At 67.7% G+C, this 15,415-nt stretch carries 13 protein-coding genes and 2 pseudogenes; 9 read left to right on the plus strand and 6 right to left on the minus strand.

Annotated elements, in window-relative coordinates:
* Positions 1-72 precede the first annotated feature (72 nt).
* Entirely contained in the window at positions 73-732 is a 660-nt protein-coding gene (locus tag BJF87_RS18640; protein ID WP_006358058.1) for a TetR/AcrR family transcriptional regulator, read from the minus strand.
* Positions 733-937: 205 nt separating this feature from the next.
* Between BJF87_RS18640 and BJF87_RS18645 the strand changes: the two genes are divergently transcribed.
* Positions 938-2,965 (plus strand): OPT family oligopeptide transporter, encoded by a 2,028-nt coding sequence (locus BJF87_RS18645; protein ID WP_006358057.1) that lies wholly within the window; start codon positions 938-940, stop codon positions 2,963-2,965.
* Between the two features lie 24 nt (positions 2,966-2,989).
* Here BJF87_RS18645 and BJF87_RS18650 read toward each other — a convergent pair.
* A pseudogene (locus tag BJF87_RS18650) lies at positions 2,990-4,449 on the minus strand (aspartate aminotransferase family protein).
* On the opposite strand from BJF87_RS18650, the gene BJF87_RS18655 reads away from it, so the two are divergent.
* Positions 4,448-5,065 carry a maleylpyruvate isomerase family mycothiol-dependent enzyme gene (locus BJF87_RS18655; RefSeq protein ID WP_006358054.1) on the plus strand — a complete coding sequence of 206 codons (618 nt, stop codon included), beginning with the start codon at positions 4,448-4,450 and terminating at the stop codon, positions 5,063-5,065. The pseudogene BJF87_RS18650 and the gene BJF87_RS18655 overlap by 2 nt on opposite strands.
* A gap of 2 nt (positions 5,066-5,067) precedes the next feature.
* Here BJF87_RS18655 and BJF87_RS18660 read toward each other — a convergent pair whose 3' ends face one another.
* A complete protein-coding gene (locus tag BJF87_RS18660) occupies positions 5,068-5,637 on the minus strand; it encodes a type 1 glutamine amidotransferase domain-containing protein (protein WP_006358053.1) in 570 nt (189 codons plus the stop codon).
* Positions 5,638-5,864: 227 nt separating this feature from the next.
* Here BJF87_RS18660 and BJF87_RS18665 point away from each other — a divergent pair, with 227 nt between their 5' ends.
* A complete protein-coding gene (locus BJF87_RS18665; protein WP_006358052.1) occupies positions 5,865-6,932 on the plus strand; it encodes an alpha/beta hydrolase in 1,068 nt (355 codons plus the stop codon).
* Here BJF87_RS18665 and BJF87_RS18670 read toward each other — a convergent pair.
* Positions 6,929-8,065 carry a hypothetical protein gene (locus BJF87_RS18670; RefSeq protein ID WP_035753664.1) on the minus strand — a complete coding sequence of 379 codons (1,137 nt, stop codon included), beginning with the start codon at positions 8,063-8,065 and terminating at the stop codon, positions 6,929-6,931. The two genes, BJF87_RS18665 and BJF87_RS18670, sit on opposite strands and share 4 nt — an antisense overlap.
* 4 nt (positions 8,066-8,069) lie before the next feature.
* The gene (locus BJF87_RS18675) at positions 8,070-9,203 is read right to left on the minus strand and encodes a phosphotransferase family protein (protein WP_006358050.1); all 1,134 of its coding nucleotides are present in this window, start codon (positions 9,201-9,203) and stop codon (positions 8,070-8,072) included.
* A 104-nt stretch (positions 9,204-9,307) separates the two neighbouring features.
* Here BJF87_RS18675 and BJF87_RS18680 point away from each other — a divergent pair, with 104 nt between their 5' ends.
* Genes BJF87_RS18680 through BJF87_RS18690 form a run of 3 tightly spaced genes read left to right on the plus strand, consistent with a single transcriptional unit; the run spans position 9,308 to position 11,234 of the window.
* Positions 9,308-9,940 (plus strand): TetR/AcrR family transcriptional regulator, encoded by a 633-nt coding sequence (locus tag BJF87_RS18680; RefSeq protein ID WP_035753667.1) that lies wholly within the window; start codon positions 9,308-9,310, stop codon positions 9,938-9,940.
* Positions 9,941-9,998: 58 nt separating this feature from the next.
* On the plus strand, positions 9,999-10,439 hold the full coding sequence (locus tag BJF87_RS18685; RefSeq protein ID WP_006358048.1) for a CoA-binding protein: 441 nt from the start codon (positions 9,999-10,001) through the stop codon (positions 10,437-10,439).
* 18 nt (positions 10,440-10,457) lie between these two features.
* Entirely contained in the window at positions 10,458-11,234 is a 777-nt protein-coding gene (locus BJF87_RS18690) for a hypothetical protein (protein ID WP_006358047.1), read from the plus strand.
* Between the two features lie 10 nt (positions 11,235-11,244).
* Here the strand turns inward: BJF87_RS18690 and BJF87_RS18695 are convergent, their stop codons facing one another.
* Entirely contained in the window at positions 11,245-12,123 is an 879-nt protein-coding gene (locus BJF87_RS18695; RefSeq protein ID WP_006358046.1) for a LysR family transcriptional regulator, read from the minus strand.
* A 98-nt stretch (positions 12,124-12,221) separates the two neighbouring features.
* Between BJF87_RS18695 and BJF87_RS18700 the strand changes: the two are divergent.
* The 3 genes and pseudogenes from BJF87_RS18700 to BJF87_RS18710 all read left to right on the plus strand — a co-directional run bounded on the left by BJF87_RS18700 (position 12,222) and on the right by BJF87_RS18710 (position 15,410).
* A pseudogene (locus tag BJF87_RS18700) lies at positions 12,222-12,597 on the plus strand (YybH family protein).
* A gap of 115 nt (positions 12,598-12,712) precedes the next feature.
* On the plus strand, positions 12,713-14,107 hold the full coding sequence (locus BJF87_RS18705; RefSeq protein ID WP_035753826.1) for a phosphotransferase family protein: 1,395 nt from the start codon (positions 12,713-12,715) through the stop codon (positions 14,105-14,107).
* A 31-nt stretch (positions 14,108-14,138) separates the two neighbouring features.
* On the plus strand, positions 14,139-15,410 hold the full coding sequence (locus BJF87_RS18710) for an acyl-CoA dehydrogenase family protein (RefSeq protein ID WP_006358043.1): 1,272 nt from the start codon (positions 14,139-14,141) through the stop codon (positions 15,408-15,410).
* The last annotated feature ends 5 nt before the right edge of the window (positions 15,411-15,415 follow it).

The following is a 15,415-nucleotide window of genomic DNA, read 5'->3' on the forward strand; positions in this document are numbered from 1 at the left end:
CACCCACCAGGGGCCGCCCGATGACACTATGTCGGCGATGTCGCTGCACCGGGCGGTTTCCAGGCGCGCTGTTCAGGGGTGGTTCTCGGTCGCGGTGGTCGGGGTGACCGGGGCGAGCCACATGCCGGTGAGGGCGTCGACGACGATCGAGCACTGGTGCTGCCAGGGCGTGACCGGGCGATCACCGGAATCGGCGGCGCGCTCGATGTCCGCCAGGATGTTCACGATGATGTGGCGCGTCATGTTGTTGCGGATCTCGAGAACGGGACCGGGGAACTCCGGCAGCGCACCGTACAAGCCCTCGAGGATCGCCAGCAGCGGTTTCGACTCGCCCATCTTCTCGTACAGCAGGATGGTGGTGGCCGGATCGCTGGAGACATTCGCGAAGAACCGGGCGAAGTACGTCGGGGCGCCGAGCCCGCCGACATACTCGATCTCCGGGCACACCAGACACCGGATCCAGTCGCGGACCTCCGGGTCCGGTCCGATCGCGTCGAGCGCCTTCTGACGCATTCGATCGATGGTGGCGTTGTGTCTGTCGAGGGTGGCCCGGATCAGGTCGTCCTTGGAACCGAAGTGATGGCCGACCGCATAGTTGTTGCCCTGACCGGCGGCTTTGCTGATCTGCCTGCTGGAGACCGCAGACACGCCGTGCAGCGCGATCAGCTCCTCAGCCGCGCTGATCAGCGCCTGGCGGGTACGGGCAGACTGCTCCGTCTTCCCATCGGTCATGGGTAGATGATGCCCTACCGTCGTAGGCTTGCGGCGCCGGGATTGTGACCTGTTATCCGGGTCCCGACGCGCGCGCCGACCTCCGCGGACGGACCGGTTTGCGTCGGTCAGGCCACCCGGCCCTAAGGTGGATCGACTGTACTCAAGTGAATCCGGTCCACGCCCTCACGCGGCGGGCCGTCCACGACCTGTGTGAGGGGACCTGATGGCGATCACGCCCACGGCCACGACGAGTCTGCGAGAGCTGACGCTCCGAGGGGTCATCCTCGGCGGAGTCATCACCCTCGTCTTCACGGCGGCCAATGTCTATCTCGGTCTCAAGGTCGGGCTCACGTTCGCCACCGCCATCCCGGCGGCGGTGATCTCGATGAGCATCCTGCGGTACTTCGCCAACCACTCGGTGGTGGAGAACAACATCGTCCAGACGATCGCGTCGGCTGCCGGCACGCTGTCGGCGATCATCTTCGTGATCCCCGGTCTGGTGATCATCGGGTGGTGGACGGGATTCCCGTACTGGATCACGGTCGCCGTCTGTGCGATCGGCGGCATCCTCGGCGTGATGTATTCGATCCCGCTGCGCCGGGCGCTGGTCACCGGATCCGATTTGCCCTATCCGGAAGGTGTTGCGGCGGCTGAGGTCCTGAAGGTCGGCGACTCGGCCGGCGGTGCCGCGGAGAACAAGGCCGGTCTGCGCACGATCGTCATCGGTTCGATCGCGTCGGCGGGTTTCGCTCTGCTGACGAAGCTGAAGGTCTTGAGCGACTCGATCGCGACGACGATCAAGGTCGGCGCGGGCGGCACGCTGTTCAGTGCCGGACTCTCGATGTCGCTCATCGGCATCGGGCACCTCGTCGGCGTCACCGTCGGTGTCGCGATGCTCGTCGGTCTGGTGATCTCCTACGGCGTCCTGCTGCCCATCGAGAGCCAGAACCAGGGTGAGGCAGGAGAGTCGCTCAGCGATGTCGTCTCCTCGGTGTTCGCCAACGACGTCCGGCTGATCGGCGCCGGCGCGATCGCCATCGCTGCGATCTGGACTCTCATCAAGGTGATGGGACCCATCGCAAGCGGGATCAAGGGCTCATTGGCATCGTCGCGGTCCCGCCGCGAGGGGGTGACCGTAGACATCACCGAGCGCGACATCCCGTTCAACATCGTCGGCGGCAGCATCCTCGTGCTGCTCATCCCGATCGGTCTGCTTCTGTGGGACTTCGTGCACGGCACGGTCCTCGATGGCAGCGCAGCCGGGATCATCGCGGTGAGCGTCGTCTTCGTCTTCGTCATCGGCCTGGCGGTGGCGGCGGTCTGCGGCTACATGGCCGGTCTCATCGGCTCGTCGAACTCCCCGATCTCCGGCGTCGGCATCCTGGTGGTCCTCATCGCCGCTCTCCTCATCAAGGCGACCTTCGGTGGTGCCGACTCCGCCCAAACCGACGCCCTGATCGCCTACACGTTGTTCACGGCCGCGGTGGTCTTCGGCGTCGCGACGATCTCCAATGACAACCTGCAGGACCTCAAGACCGGTCAGCTGGTCGGCGCGACACCGTGGAAGCAGCAGGTGGCGTTGGTGATCGGTGTGCTCTTCGGTTCGGCGATCATCCCGCCGATCCTCGGACTGATGTACGACGTCTTCGGTTTCGTGGGTGCTCCCGGCGCCGGCCCCGACGCTCTGGCCGCACCGCAGGCGGGCCTGCTGTCCACCCTCGCCAAGGGTGTGCTCGGCGCCGATCTGAACTGGGCCCTCATCGGACTCGGAGCCCTCATCGGCGCGATCGTCATCCTCATCGACGAACTGCTGGGTCGTGCGGGCAAGTTCCGGCTGCCGCCGCTCGCGGTCGGCATGGGCATGTACCTGCCGATGTCGGTCACCCTGATCATCCCGGTGGGCGCCTTCCTCGGTCACTTCTACAACCGCTGGGCCGAGCGCAGCGGCGGCGCAGTCGAACACAAGAAGCGCATGGGAGTGCTGCTCGCGACCGGCCTGATCGTCGGTGAGGCACTGTTCGGCGTGGTCTTCGCGGGCATCGTCGCCGCGACCGGCGACGACTCCGTGCTGGCCATCGTCGGCGACGGCTTCGAGACCTGGGCGCAGATCCTCGGCGTCATCGTGTTCGCCGGCGTCGTCGCCCTGCTCTACGACCGCATCGCCAAGCTGGCCGCCGCCAGCGGTGTGGTGCCGGAGAAGGCGGCTGCTTTCGACGCCGGTGACACCACCAAGACCGACCCCAAGGGCTGAGACCGAGAGGTCAGTCTCGGCGGATCAGACTGCCGCCGAGACGCATTCGGCGATGGCGGTGTCGAGGATGTCGAGACCGGTGCGGATCTCCTCGTCGGAGGCGGTCAGCGGGGGTGCGATGCGGAAGATCCCGCCCATGCCCGGTAGCTGGACGACGTTCATGTGGAGTCCGAGCTCGAAACACCGTGCGGTCACGGCAGACCCGAGCCGGTCGGCGCCCTGCTTGGTCGCACGGTCGGTGACGAGTTCGATGCCCTGCATGAGTCCGCGGCCGCGTACGTCGCCCACGCATTCGTGGCGCTCCTGTAGTTCGAGCAGTCCGGCGCGTAGGGCCGAACCTGCTTGTGCTGCACGGGTGTCGAGGCCGTCGCGCTGCAGGACGTCGAGCACGGTCACGCCGACGGCCGCCACCAGCGGGTCGGACACGTGGGTGGTGAAGAAGAGGTAGCCCCGGTCGTGGGCTGCCTGCTCGATCTCGGCGGTGGTGATGACCGCGGCGAGCGGGAGCCCCGCACCGAGCGTCTTCGACAGGGTGAGGATGTCGGGCACGATGCCGTCGCGCTCGAAGGCGTACCAGGAACCGGTGCGGCACAGTCCGGTCTGCGCCTCGTCGACGATGAGCAGCATCCCGCGCTCCTCGCACTTGCGTTTGAGTGCGGCGAAATAACCGGCCGGTGGGTCGATCACACCGCCCGAGGAGAGGATCGGTTCGACGATGCACGCCGCCAACGATCCGGTCGACTGGGCGTCGATGAGTTCGAAACCGAAGTCGAGCTGGCGCTGCCAGTCGAGAGCGCCGTCGGGGTTGGTGAAGTCGGGGCGGTAGGGGTTGGGCGTCGGCAACGCGAAATTGCCGGGCGCGACCGGACCGTACCCGTGCGGCCGGCGCTGTAGGTCGACGCCGCCGCGGCATGCGTCATGCCGTGCCACGACCGCGCGAAGGACACGATCTCGTGCTTGCCGGTGACGAGCTTGGCCATGCGGATCGCGGCCTCGTTGGACTCCGCGCCGGTGCTCAGCAGCAGCACCTTGTCGAGAGCGTCGGGCAGCGTGTCCGACAGCCGGGCCGACAGTTCCAGTACCGGAGGCGAGATCATCCCGCTGAACAGGTGATCGAGTTCGCCGATCTGCCGGGTGACGGTCGCGACGATGTCCGGATGCGAATGCCCGAGGATCGCCGACATCTGTCCCGAGGTGAAGTCGAGAACGGGTCGATCGTCCGCGGTGTGGACCCAGCTGCCCGATGCCCGGACGATCAGCTCCGGCGAGAACTGGCCGCCGTAGCGGACGAGATTGCGGGTGTCGACGCCTGCGGCGCCGGTGATGCTGTCGGGCTGCGTGGTCATGACAGACACCGTACGAGCGACGACCACTCCGCGCGCATCCAGACCGGGGCCCAGGTGACCTCGGACACCACGGCGGCACGACGCCGAATATCGTGTGCTGTGCAGTCGGTTTCCTCCGAAGAACCAGGGAGACACCATGGCAGTCGAGCAACCGTTGAGCGCGGCGATCGAGGACTACCTCGCGGGCGCCGACCATTATCTGGCACTGGTCGCCGAGGTGAGCCCGCAGCAGTGGGACCAGCCGGGACTGGGGGACTGGTCGGTCCGTTCACTGGTCGGACACACGAGCCGCTCGTTGACGACGGTCGCCGACTATCTCGCCCAACTCGAGCCGGACGTCGTCGACATCGATTCGGTGGCAGGCTATTACGCCCGAATCCAGGGGCTGGCGTCCTCGCCGGAGGTGACCGCGCGCGGCGTCGCCGCCGGCGTCGACCTCGGCGAAGACCCGCTCCGAAGGGCGACCGAACGCCGGGACCGCGCGGCCGAGGCGATCAGCGGTATCGCCGACCGGCGGGTCGCCACCCCGTGGGGCTCGATCCTGTTGTCCCACTATCTGCCGACGAGAACCTTCGAACTGGCCGTCCACGGACTCGACATCGCCCGCGCCATCGGATCGTCGTCGACGCTGCCGCGGACGGTGCTCGCCTCGGCCCTGGCCACGGCGGTGGAGGCGGCCGAGCTGACCGGCCAGGGCGAGCAGGCGTTGCTGATCCTCACCGGACGCGAGCAGGGTCCGATCTCGGTGGTGTGACCTCAGCCGGGAACCCGGCTGTGGGCGAACTCGGCGACGATCGCGGCGTTGAACGCCGGGAGGTCGTCGGGCTTGCGGCTGGTGATCAGCACGTTGTCGCCGCTTCGACAGGTCACGACCTCTTCGTCGATCCAGTTGCCGCCGGCGTTGATGACGTCGGTCTTGATGCTGGGGAACGAGGTGAGGGTGCGGCCGCGTACGACGTCGGCCTCGATGAGGGTCCACGGTGCGTGGCAGATCGCGGCGACCGGTTTACCGGCCTCGAAGAAGCCACGCACGAAGCGCACGGCCGGCGCCGAGGCGCGCAGGAAGTCGGGGTTGGCGACGCCACCGGGGAGAACCAGGGCGTCGAAGTCGGCGATGCGGGCATCCTCGAGGACCTTGTCGACGGGGAAGGTGTCGGCCTTGTCCAGGTGATCGAAGGCCTGGATGGTGCCGGAATCGGTGGACACCAGAACCGGCTTCCCGCCGCAGGCCTCGACAGACTTCCAGGGCTCGGTGAGTTCCACCTGCTCGGCACCCTCGGTGGCCACCAGGAATGCGACGGTGACGTTGTTGAGTTCTTCGGCCATGGTGTTTCCTCCTCGTACGCACCGGCGGACAGGGATGTGCAACGCCGTGCGGGCTGATCGGTTCGACCGCGTCTTGATCGCCGGCACCGGCCTCCCGCCGTGGTGCCTCGATCCGGACATACCCGCCCACGCTCTGCCCCAACCATGTCGCTCGCCGACGCACCGTGTTGAATGGCCTGCGATCACGCGCGCCCGCGGGGGCGGACGAAGTGAAGGGGGAAGCGGTCATGGGTGGTCTCGACGGCGTCGCGACGCTGGTTCACCTGGCCCGAGGCGGGGAGATCGGGGAATCGCACCAAACCCCGCACACCGTGCTCGTGACCGCGCCGCACCGGCAGGTGCGGCGGTACGGCACGGTCGAACAACTCGACTCCGCCCGGCGGGCCTCGACGCGGCCGGTGCTGCTCGTCCCGCCGCTGGCGGTGTCGACCGACTGCTACGACCTCTCCCCGGGACTGAGCGTCGTCGAACACCTGCTCTCCACCGGACGGGTGCCGTACGTGCTCGACTTCGGGGACATGACCCGCGGCGACCGCCACCTCGGGTTCGCCGACTTCTTCGCCGACATCGTGCCCGGCGCGATCGCCGCGACCCTGGCGGACTTCGATGGCGGCCGGTCGACCGGCGAGGGCGTCGACCTGCTCAGCTGGAGTCTCGGCGGCACCATCTCGTTCCTCACCGCCGCCGCGGACCCTGGTCTGCCGGTGCGGTCGATCACAGCGGTCGGAACCCCCCTGGACTACGACCAGGTCCCGCCGTACCCGCTGGTGAAGACCCTGATGCGGCCCATCGGGACCAAACCGGTGTCGCTCGCGCTGCGAGCCCTGGGTGGCATCCCGGCCCCGCTCGTGCGGACCGCCTACCGCGGCACCGCCTGGCAGCGGGAACTCAAGAAGCCCGGCTACATCATCCGCAACGCCGACGACACCGAGGCGCTGACTCGGATGAAGGCCATCGACCGTTTCCAGGAGACGATGCCCGGATATCCGGGCAAGGCGTCCGAGCAGATGTGGGAAAACTTCATCATGCGCGGCGAGCTGGCACGCGGCGTCCTCACCTTCGACGACGTCACCGTCGACCTCGCGAAGGTCTCGGTGCCGGTGCAACTGTTCGGCAGCCACCGCGACGCCATCGTCAGCTGGGCGGCGGCCCACCACGGCGTCGATCTGTTCACCGGGTCACCTCGCGTCGAGTTCGCGACCGTCGAGACCAGCCATCTCGGACTCATCGCCGGGTCGGCGGCCGTCGAGCAGACGTGGCCGCGGATCGACGAATTCCTGTCGAGTCTGAACTAGGGTGCGACGCTGAGCCAGTCGGCGAAGCCCGACGGGTCGTGGCGGCCGAGCGCACCGTGCTCGAACAGGCCCCAGCCCGTGCGGGTGGTGCCGTCGCCTTCCCGGCAGGTCGCCCGTCCCACGTGGTCGATGACGCCGAACGGCATGCGCCCCACGATCTCCGGGCTGGTCATGTCGTAGGTGAGCCGCTCGGTGAAGTCCTCACCTCGCCAGACACCGTGGAGCCAGTCGGGATCGCCACCGTAACCGCCCCCGACGTGGATCGGGACGGGGAGAAGTGACTCCACCTCGAACGTCACCGCCGATCCGTCCGATGCGGTGGCGGAAATGGTTGCACCGGTGGGAATCCGGGTCCCTGAGGCGTAGTGCACCGAGATTCGCGGCCAGCCGAGTTGTTCGACGCGGCCGTCCTTCCACACGCGGGAGCAGTCGTTGAGGGTGTGGAATCCGTTGGGCTCCTCCTGGACGATGAGGACGAGCTGGAAGTCGTCGAAGGCCATCGGCACGTACAGCCACCACATGCCTTCGAAGGGCGGATCTGCCGGTCGCCCTGCGGGTTCCGGCTCGCCTACCGGCCGGATTCCCCAGGATCGGTCGCGGGTCCCGATCCATGTGGACGGGTCGACCGCGATGTGTTCGCCGTCGACGGTGATGGACCCGCGCCAGGTGCCCACCTGGGCGAAGCGCTGTGCATCGAGGGTGACCTTGGTGCCCTGCCGCATGATGTGGGGCTGCTCGAGGACTGGGTCGAACAGGCCTTCCCAGTGCAGGTCGACGGCGATACCCTCGGTCTCCTCGAGAGTGAGATGCAGTGAGCGCAAGGGCTCGTCGACGGCGAGCCGGTAACCGCCGACATGCTGGTCGAGGCGATCACCGTCGATGGCATCGGACAGGTGCACCGCGGTCTGGGTGTCCGGACCGTCGTCCTGGCGACGCCGGATCAGGACGAAGGCATCCTTGATCCCGAGGTTGGGGTAGTAACCGATCCCGGTTATCAAGAAGATGCTGCCGCTGCGATCGTGGGCGTTGAGATAGGCGCGGTCGTAGAAGTTGCGATCGGAGTTCGCGGGCCACGCGATCGGTTGTGGCAGTTGATGAATCGGGAACTCGTCGAGCGGTCCGAGACCGGACATGCGATCAGCCTTCCTCGAGGAGACGTTCGAGCAGTGGACGGTGGTAGAAGAGCGTGCCGTCGACGTCGTCGGGCCGCTCGAGTTCGCCGAAGTGCACGCGTCGGGCGCCGGTACGCATGAAGACGCAGCACCACTGCACGGCGGCGTAGACATAGAACCAGCGCAGGTCGCCCAGCTCGGCGCCGGAACGTTCCCGATAGGTTGCGCGGACGTCCTCCTCGCGGAGGAGGTCGGGTAGGCCGGGAAGTCCGGCCATCGTCGCGAGCTCCTGGAACACGCTGTGCGCGAATATCACCCATGCCGCATCGAGCTCGCGTGGGCCGATCTTCGCCATCTCCCAGTCGAGCACGGCGGTCGGTTCGAAGTCGACGAACATCATGTTGCCCAGCCGGGAGTCGCCCCACGACAGCACGGGGTCGGCGGAGGCGGCGTCGTCGGGGAAGTTCGTGGTGAGCCACTCCAGAGCCCGTTCGACGAGGGGTGACCTACCGATGTCCTCGACCGACAGGTCGTACCAGTCCTGCAGCCAGGCGAGCAGTCGCGCCAGGATCGAGTCCCCCGCGGGCAGGTCGTCGAGCAGGAAATCGAAGTGCTCCGCCGCGTCGGGGATGGCGTGCAGGTCGGCGATGACGTGGACCGCGGAGTCCTGCGCACGACGACGATCGGCCGGGTCCGCGTCGGCAAACCAGTTGTCGCCGAACGTGTACGGCATGACATCGGGCGGCACGTCACCCTCCAGACGGTCCATGAGGAAGAACGGCGCACCGAGTAGCGATCCCGTCGGCTCGAGGTGATGCACGCGCGGGACCGGGACGTCGGTCAGTGCGGCGACCTTGCGCATGACCTCGAACTGATGGTCCATCCGGTAGGTGCGGAACACCGGGATGTCACCGGCCGCGGGCGCCATCCGCATCACCCACTCGCGGGTGTCGGAGCCCGGCCAGGTCGCGGTGACCGGGATGGTCTCCGACGACATGCCGTTGGCGTCGCCACCGGCCGCGACCGTCACCTCCGGAGTGGCGTCGGGGGTGTCGGGTTGTCGGGCGAGCCAAGACGCGAGGATGTCCGGGACCGAGGTGTTGTCCCTGCTGGATCGTTGTAGGTGGTCGATGCGTTCGACGGCGGGTTCGGTGGCCACGGGCACCCCCAAGATTCGCTACGGTGAGTAGCGTAATGACAGCAGACGGGTCGCGGGACCGCAGCGACTTCGGCAAAACAGCGACTGCGACGAGAGTTGGGCCCATGGACGCTGGACGTGATGGTGCTGGTCTCGCTGCTGCCGGCCTTGATCGAGCGGAATCCGTCGAGGCGGCAGCCGGCCGGCCCCGTGATGCGCGGATCGACTCCGCGGTGCTCGACACCGCGGCCCGACTCGTCGTCGAGGTGGGCTACCACCGCCTGACGATGGCCGCGATCGCCGAGCGGGCGGGTACCACCAAGACGGCGCTGTACCGGCGATGGTCGGGTAAGGCCGAGCTCGTACACGACGTGGTGTTCGCGCAGATGACGCGCTTACCTCCGTCGACCGGAGAGATGGAGGCCGATCTGCGGTCGATGGTCGACGCCGCCCGGGACCTGTTCGCGAGACCGGTGACCCGGGTCGCGCTGCCCGGCCTGATCGCCGACATGTCCGCCGACCCGGCCCTCGCCGCCCGTGTCCACGCCGGCTTCGCCGCGGTCTTCGGCGGTGTGCGCGAGAGGTTGGTGGTCGCGGTCGAACGCGGCGAGGTGCACCCCGACGTCGACCCCGACCGTCTGATCGAGGTGGTCGGCGGATCGGCGATGTTGCACGTGCTTCTGCTGCGGGACCAGGAATTCGACGACACCTGGGCAGAGCGATTGGTGGCCATCGTCCTTCACGGTGTGATGCGCTGACCCTTCCGATCGCCGGTGACGTGGCGAATCGTCCGTCGTCGGCACATACACTCACAGAATGGCTACCCCAGACTCCGCCGGCCCCCGCACCACAGACGAGATCGTCGAGAAGATCCTGTCCACCTACGACACCATCACCGTGGTCGGTGCCAGTGCCAACACGGCCAAGCCCGCCAACGAGGTGCCCGCGCACATGAAGCACCTCGGGTGGCGGATCATCCCGGTCAACCCGACCGCCGACGAGATCGTCGGCGAGAAGGTCCACCGATCGCTCGCCGACGTCCCCGAACAGGTCGGCCTCGTCGACGTGTTCCGCCCCGGTCCCGAGTGCGCCGACGTTGCGCGCGCCGCGGTCGAGGCCGGCGCGACGGCGCTGTGGCTGCAGCTCGGAATCCGGTCGGAGGAAGCCCGCAAGATCGCCGAGGACGCCGGACTGCTCTACGTGGAGGACCGCTGCCTGATCATCGAGCAGCGGCGCACGGGCATCGTGCCCGCATGATGAGGGAGTGAGTCGACGGTGGAGTTCCTCGATGATCTGACACATCAACGACTTCCGCTGTTCCTGTTGTTCGCCTCGTTCACGGTGACCTTCGTGGTGACACGGGTGATCACCCGGCTGATCCGCGCCGGCAAGGGACCGTTCAAGAACAACGTGTCCGATGGCCTCCACGTCCACCACATGGTCCCGGGGCTCGCCCTGATGATCGTCGGGGCGTTCATCTCCGTCGGCGTGAACGGCGTCGAACCGGGTGCGTCGATCAGTGCTGTCCTGGTCGGGGTCGGCGCATCGCTGGTGCTCGACGAGTTCGCGCTGATCCTCCGTCTCCAGGACGTGTATTGGTCACGCGAAGGCCAACTCTCGGTGCAGGTCGTCGCCCTGACGGTGGCCGCCCTGGGGATGGTCATCCTCGGCTTCAACCCGTTCAACGTGGAGGCGGACGTCGAGTTCGGCCCCATCGCGTTCGCCCTGACCGCACCGATCAACATCGCCGCCGCCATCTTCTGCGTCGTCAAGGGCAAGTACTCGACCGCGATCGTCGGCGTCTTCATCCCGATCTTCGCGTGGGCCGGTGCCATCCGTCTGGCCCGGCCGAAGTCGACGTGGGCCCGGCGCCGCTACTCGCCGGCCAAGCTGGAGAAGGCTACCGCGCGGGCGCAGAGGTTCGACCATCGTTGGGGCCGTCGCGGATTGAGCATCGGCGACTGGATCGCCGGCGCACCCACCGATGATCCGATCGACCCGGCTGTTCCGGAGAAGCCGACCGAAGAGACCGGGGACGCGCTGGCGAGCTGAGCTCGCCGCGTCAGTCCGGACCGAGGCCGAAGGCCTCGTGGGCGACGTCGACGAACCGTCGCGTCGCGGGAGACGGGTCGCTTCTCCACAGGAAGCCGAGTCGTGCGCGGACGTCGACGCCCTCGATCGGCAGGCCGGTTACCCGATCGTCCGCCGCGGCGATGGATGCACTCAGGATGCCGGTTCCCATGCCGCCGCACACCAATTCGACGATCGCGTCGGGAGACGACGCCTCGATCGCGGGTCGGATGGGACCGCCCTGCGCGACTGCGGCGTCGTCGAAGACGGCCCGGATACCCGCGCCGCGCGGCAGGCAGATGAGAGACCGTTGTCGCAGGTCCGCAAGCCCGGTGGAGGTGCTTCGCTCTACGTCGGCCGGGACCACCGCGACGACGGGTTCGGCGATGACGGTGAGTGATTCGATGCCGCGCGGTAGCTCGTCGCCGTAGCCGGTCAGCGCCACGTCGAGACTGCCGTCGACGACCGAGGAGATCAGTTGATCCGATGGGGATTCCCGCAGGCTCAGAGCGACTTTCGGATGGGCGGAACCGAAGGTGCCCAATGCGGCGAACAGCGGTGCGATGGTGCACCCCTCGACCATTCCCACCGACAGACTCCCGCGGAGCAGGCCGCGAACCTCTGACACCGCATCGGTCACCTCTCGGGCCGCAGCCAGAGCCGCGCGAGCTGCGGGGAGGGCGGCCCGCCCGGCATCGGTGAGCCGGACCGACCGTGCGGAGCGATCGAAGAGCGCTGATCCCAGCTCGCGTTCGAGGCCTCGGATCTGTGCGCTGATGTTGGGTTGCGTGGTGTGCACCCGCTGCGCCGCCGAGGTGAAGCTCTCCTCGTCGGCCACGGCGACGAAGTACTCGAGCTGGCGCATCTCCATAACTGAGGATGATACCCACCATCACAACCATCACTTGGAATTATTCATGCCGGCGACGCATGGTGAAGGAGCCTGGAAAGTCCAGCTGAAAGGAAGTCATGACCAACCGCGAAACCGCCCGCACCCCCGAAGACGTCACCCGACTCTTCGTCGAGTTCTCCAACGCCGGCGATGCCGACGCCGTCGCGTCGCTCTACCATCTACCACGAGGACGCGGTCATGGCCTTCCCGCCGGGGCAGGTCACCCGGGGCAGGGCGGCGATCCGGGACCTCTGGGCCTCGGTCCTCGAACACCGGCCGACCTTCGTCGCCGAACCCCCGCTGCCGACGCTCGTCTTCGGCGACGATGTGGCCTTGACCTCGACCCCGCCGCGCGACGGCGCAGGTGCTCGCGCACAGGTCGTCACCCGACGCTCCGACGGATCCTGGGTGCGCATCATCGATCAGCCGGAGTTCCAGACCCCGGCGCGCTGACGCCGGGCCGCCACGGCCGTTTTTCTGACAGTGGATTCAGCTTCCGTGCTAGCTTCGCTGTGTCGGGGATTACACCGGCACGGCAGTCGATCGGCGCGTGAAGGGATGGGTCTGCGTGGGAGTGCCTGAGGCCGGCGAAGTCGCCGCACGAGTCGCCGAACGACTCGGCACGATGCGAGGCGCCCCGGTGTCGGTCGAATCCGCCAGGCAACTACCCGCGGGCGCGAGTCGCGCGACCTACGCCGCGACCCTCGTCGACGCCGCCGGCGTACCCGAACCGATCATCATCCGCGCCGTTCCGGCCGCGGAGGACGACGGGGGACTGGGCGCGGAAGCCGAGGTCCTGCGGGCCGCCGCCGACGCCGGGGTTCCGGTGCCGGAGATCCTCGACGTCGGCCTGGGCGACGACAGCGTCCTCGGGTTCCCCTACCTGGCAATGAATTTCATCGGTGGAGAGTCGATCCCGCGGCGGATCCTCCGCGACGACACGTATGCCGCCGCACGCGGCCGGTTCGTCGAGCAGTGCGGCGGGATCCTGGCGCGCGTCCACCGCATCGACGCCACGCAGACGCCGGGACTCGACGAACTCGTCGACCCGGTCGAGGCGCTTCACGCGCTGTTCCCGCGTGAGTTCGACGCGATGCCGGCCGGCCTGGTCCTCGCGACCCAGTGGCTCGTGGCCAATCCGCCGCCGTCGTCTCCCGGTTCCTGCGTCGTCCATGGTGATTTCCGGCTCGGTAACCTCCTCGTCGATGCCGATGGTGTTGCCGCGGTGCTCGATTGGGAACTTGTCCACATCGGCGACCCCGTCGAGGATCTCGGCTGGCTGTGCGCGAAGGCCTGGCGTTTCGGCGGCGCCACCCCGGTCGCCGGAATGGGCGAGCGTGCTTCACTTCTCGACGCCTATGCCGAGGTGGCCGGGTGGCGACCCACCGAAGAAGCCCTCCGCTGGTGGGAGTTGTACGCCACGGTGAAGTGGGGTCTGATCTGTGCGGTGCAGGCCAACCGGCACCTCGACGGCATCGAACGGTCCGTCGAACTCGCCGCGATCGGACGACGAAGTGCCGAGCAGGAATTCGACGCTCTGCTCGATCTGGGAGTCGTCTCGCCGGAGGTTGTCCCGGATCCGCTGGGCGTCGAAGCCACTGTCCCCGACGAGGAGCCGCACGGGTCGCCGTCGTCGTTCGAGTTGCTCGATGCCCTCGCCGGCTTCCTGCGCTCCGACTCCGTGACCGCCGAGATGTCACCGCAGGTCAGGTTCCACACCCGGGTCGCCGGCAACGTCGTGGACGTCGTCCGGCGCCAGGTGCTGCTCGGCGCGACCCACGCCGCGGAGAGTGCTCAGCGCCTGGCGGCCCTGGGCGTCGCCGATCAGCGTGCCCTGTGCGACGCGCTGCGGTCCGGCGAACTCGACGGCACCGACGAGAAGGTGCGCGCAGCGATCGCCGCCGACGTCCGGGCGCGGTTGCTGGTCGCCAACCCGAAGTACTTCGCGGTCCCGCATCCGTGACCGCGTGACACCCGATCGAGAAGGATTCACCGTGGACTTCGCACTGCCCGAGTCGCTGAGCGACTACCTGGAAGAACTCGACGCCTTCATCGAGGCGGAGATCAAGCCGCTCGAGCAGGCCGACGACAACATCCGGTTCTTCGACCACCGGCGTGAGGACTCGCGCACGGACTGGGAGCGCGGTGGTCTGCCGAATGCGGAATGGGAGGCGCTGCTCGGCGAGGCGCGTCGGCGGGCCGACGCCGCGGGCCATTTCCGCTACCCGTTCCCCAAGGAGTTCGGTGGCCGCGACGGATCGAACCTCTCCATGGCGATCATCCGCGAGCACCTCGCGTCGAAAGGGCTGGGCCTGCACTGCGATCTGCAGAACGAGCACGCCATCGTCGGCAACAACATCGGACTGCTGCTGATGCTGGCGTACGGCTCCCCCGAACAGCAGGAGGAGTGGGTCGAGGGGCTCGCTGCCGGGACCAAGTTCTTCGCCTTCGGAATCACCGAGCCCGAGCACGGTTCCGACGCGACGTACATGGAGACGACCGCGGTTCGCGACGGCGACGACTGGATCATCAACGGCGAGAAGACCTGGAACACCGGCATCCACGCCGCCCACCGCGACATCGTCTTCGCCCGCACGAGCGGCGAACCCGGTGACGCACGGGGCATCACCGCGTTTCTCGTCGACCCGCAGGCGCCGGGTTTCGCTGTCGAGGAGTACCTGTGGACGTTCAACATGCCCACCGATCACGCGCACATCAGCCTGCGCGATGTGCGGGTGCCGGAGTCTGCGGTGTTCGGTGAGGAGGGCGCCGGTTTGCAGGTGGTGCAGCACTTCTTCAACGAGAACCGGATTCGGCAGGCCGCTTCGAGTCTCGGTGCGGCGCAATACTGCGTGAACCGTGCCGTCGAGTACGCCAACGAGCGGGCGCCGTTCGGCAAGAAGCTCTCGACCAACCAGGCGATCCAGTTCCCGCTCGTCGACCTGCACACGCGCTGCGCGATGGTCCGCGCGCTCATCCGGGAGACGGCCTGGAAGATGGACACCTACGGCAACTTCGCGGCGTCGGCGGAGGTGTCGATGTGCAACTACCAGGCCAACCGGTTGTGCTGCGACGCCGCCGATCAGGCCATGCAGGTGTTCGGCGGCAAGGGTTACTCGCGGCACGAACCGTTCGAGCACATCTACCGTCACCACCGGCGTTACCGCATCACCGAGGGCGCCGACGAGATCCAGATGCGACGCGTCGCCGGATACCTGTTCGGTTTCATGTCGGGCAAGGCGCCCAAGGGAGTGGGCTCGGCCTGAGTAGG

This window comes from Gordonia sp. CNJ-863, assembly GCF_001942325.1.
Taxonomy (GTDB): Bacteria; Actinomycetota; Actinomycetes; order Mycobacteriales; family Mycobacteriaceae; genus Gordonia; species Gordonia alkanivorans.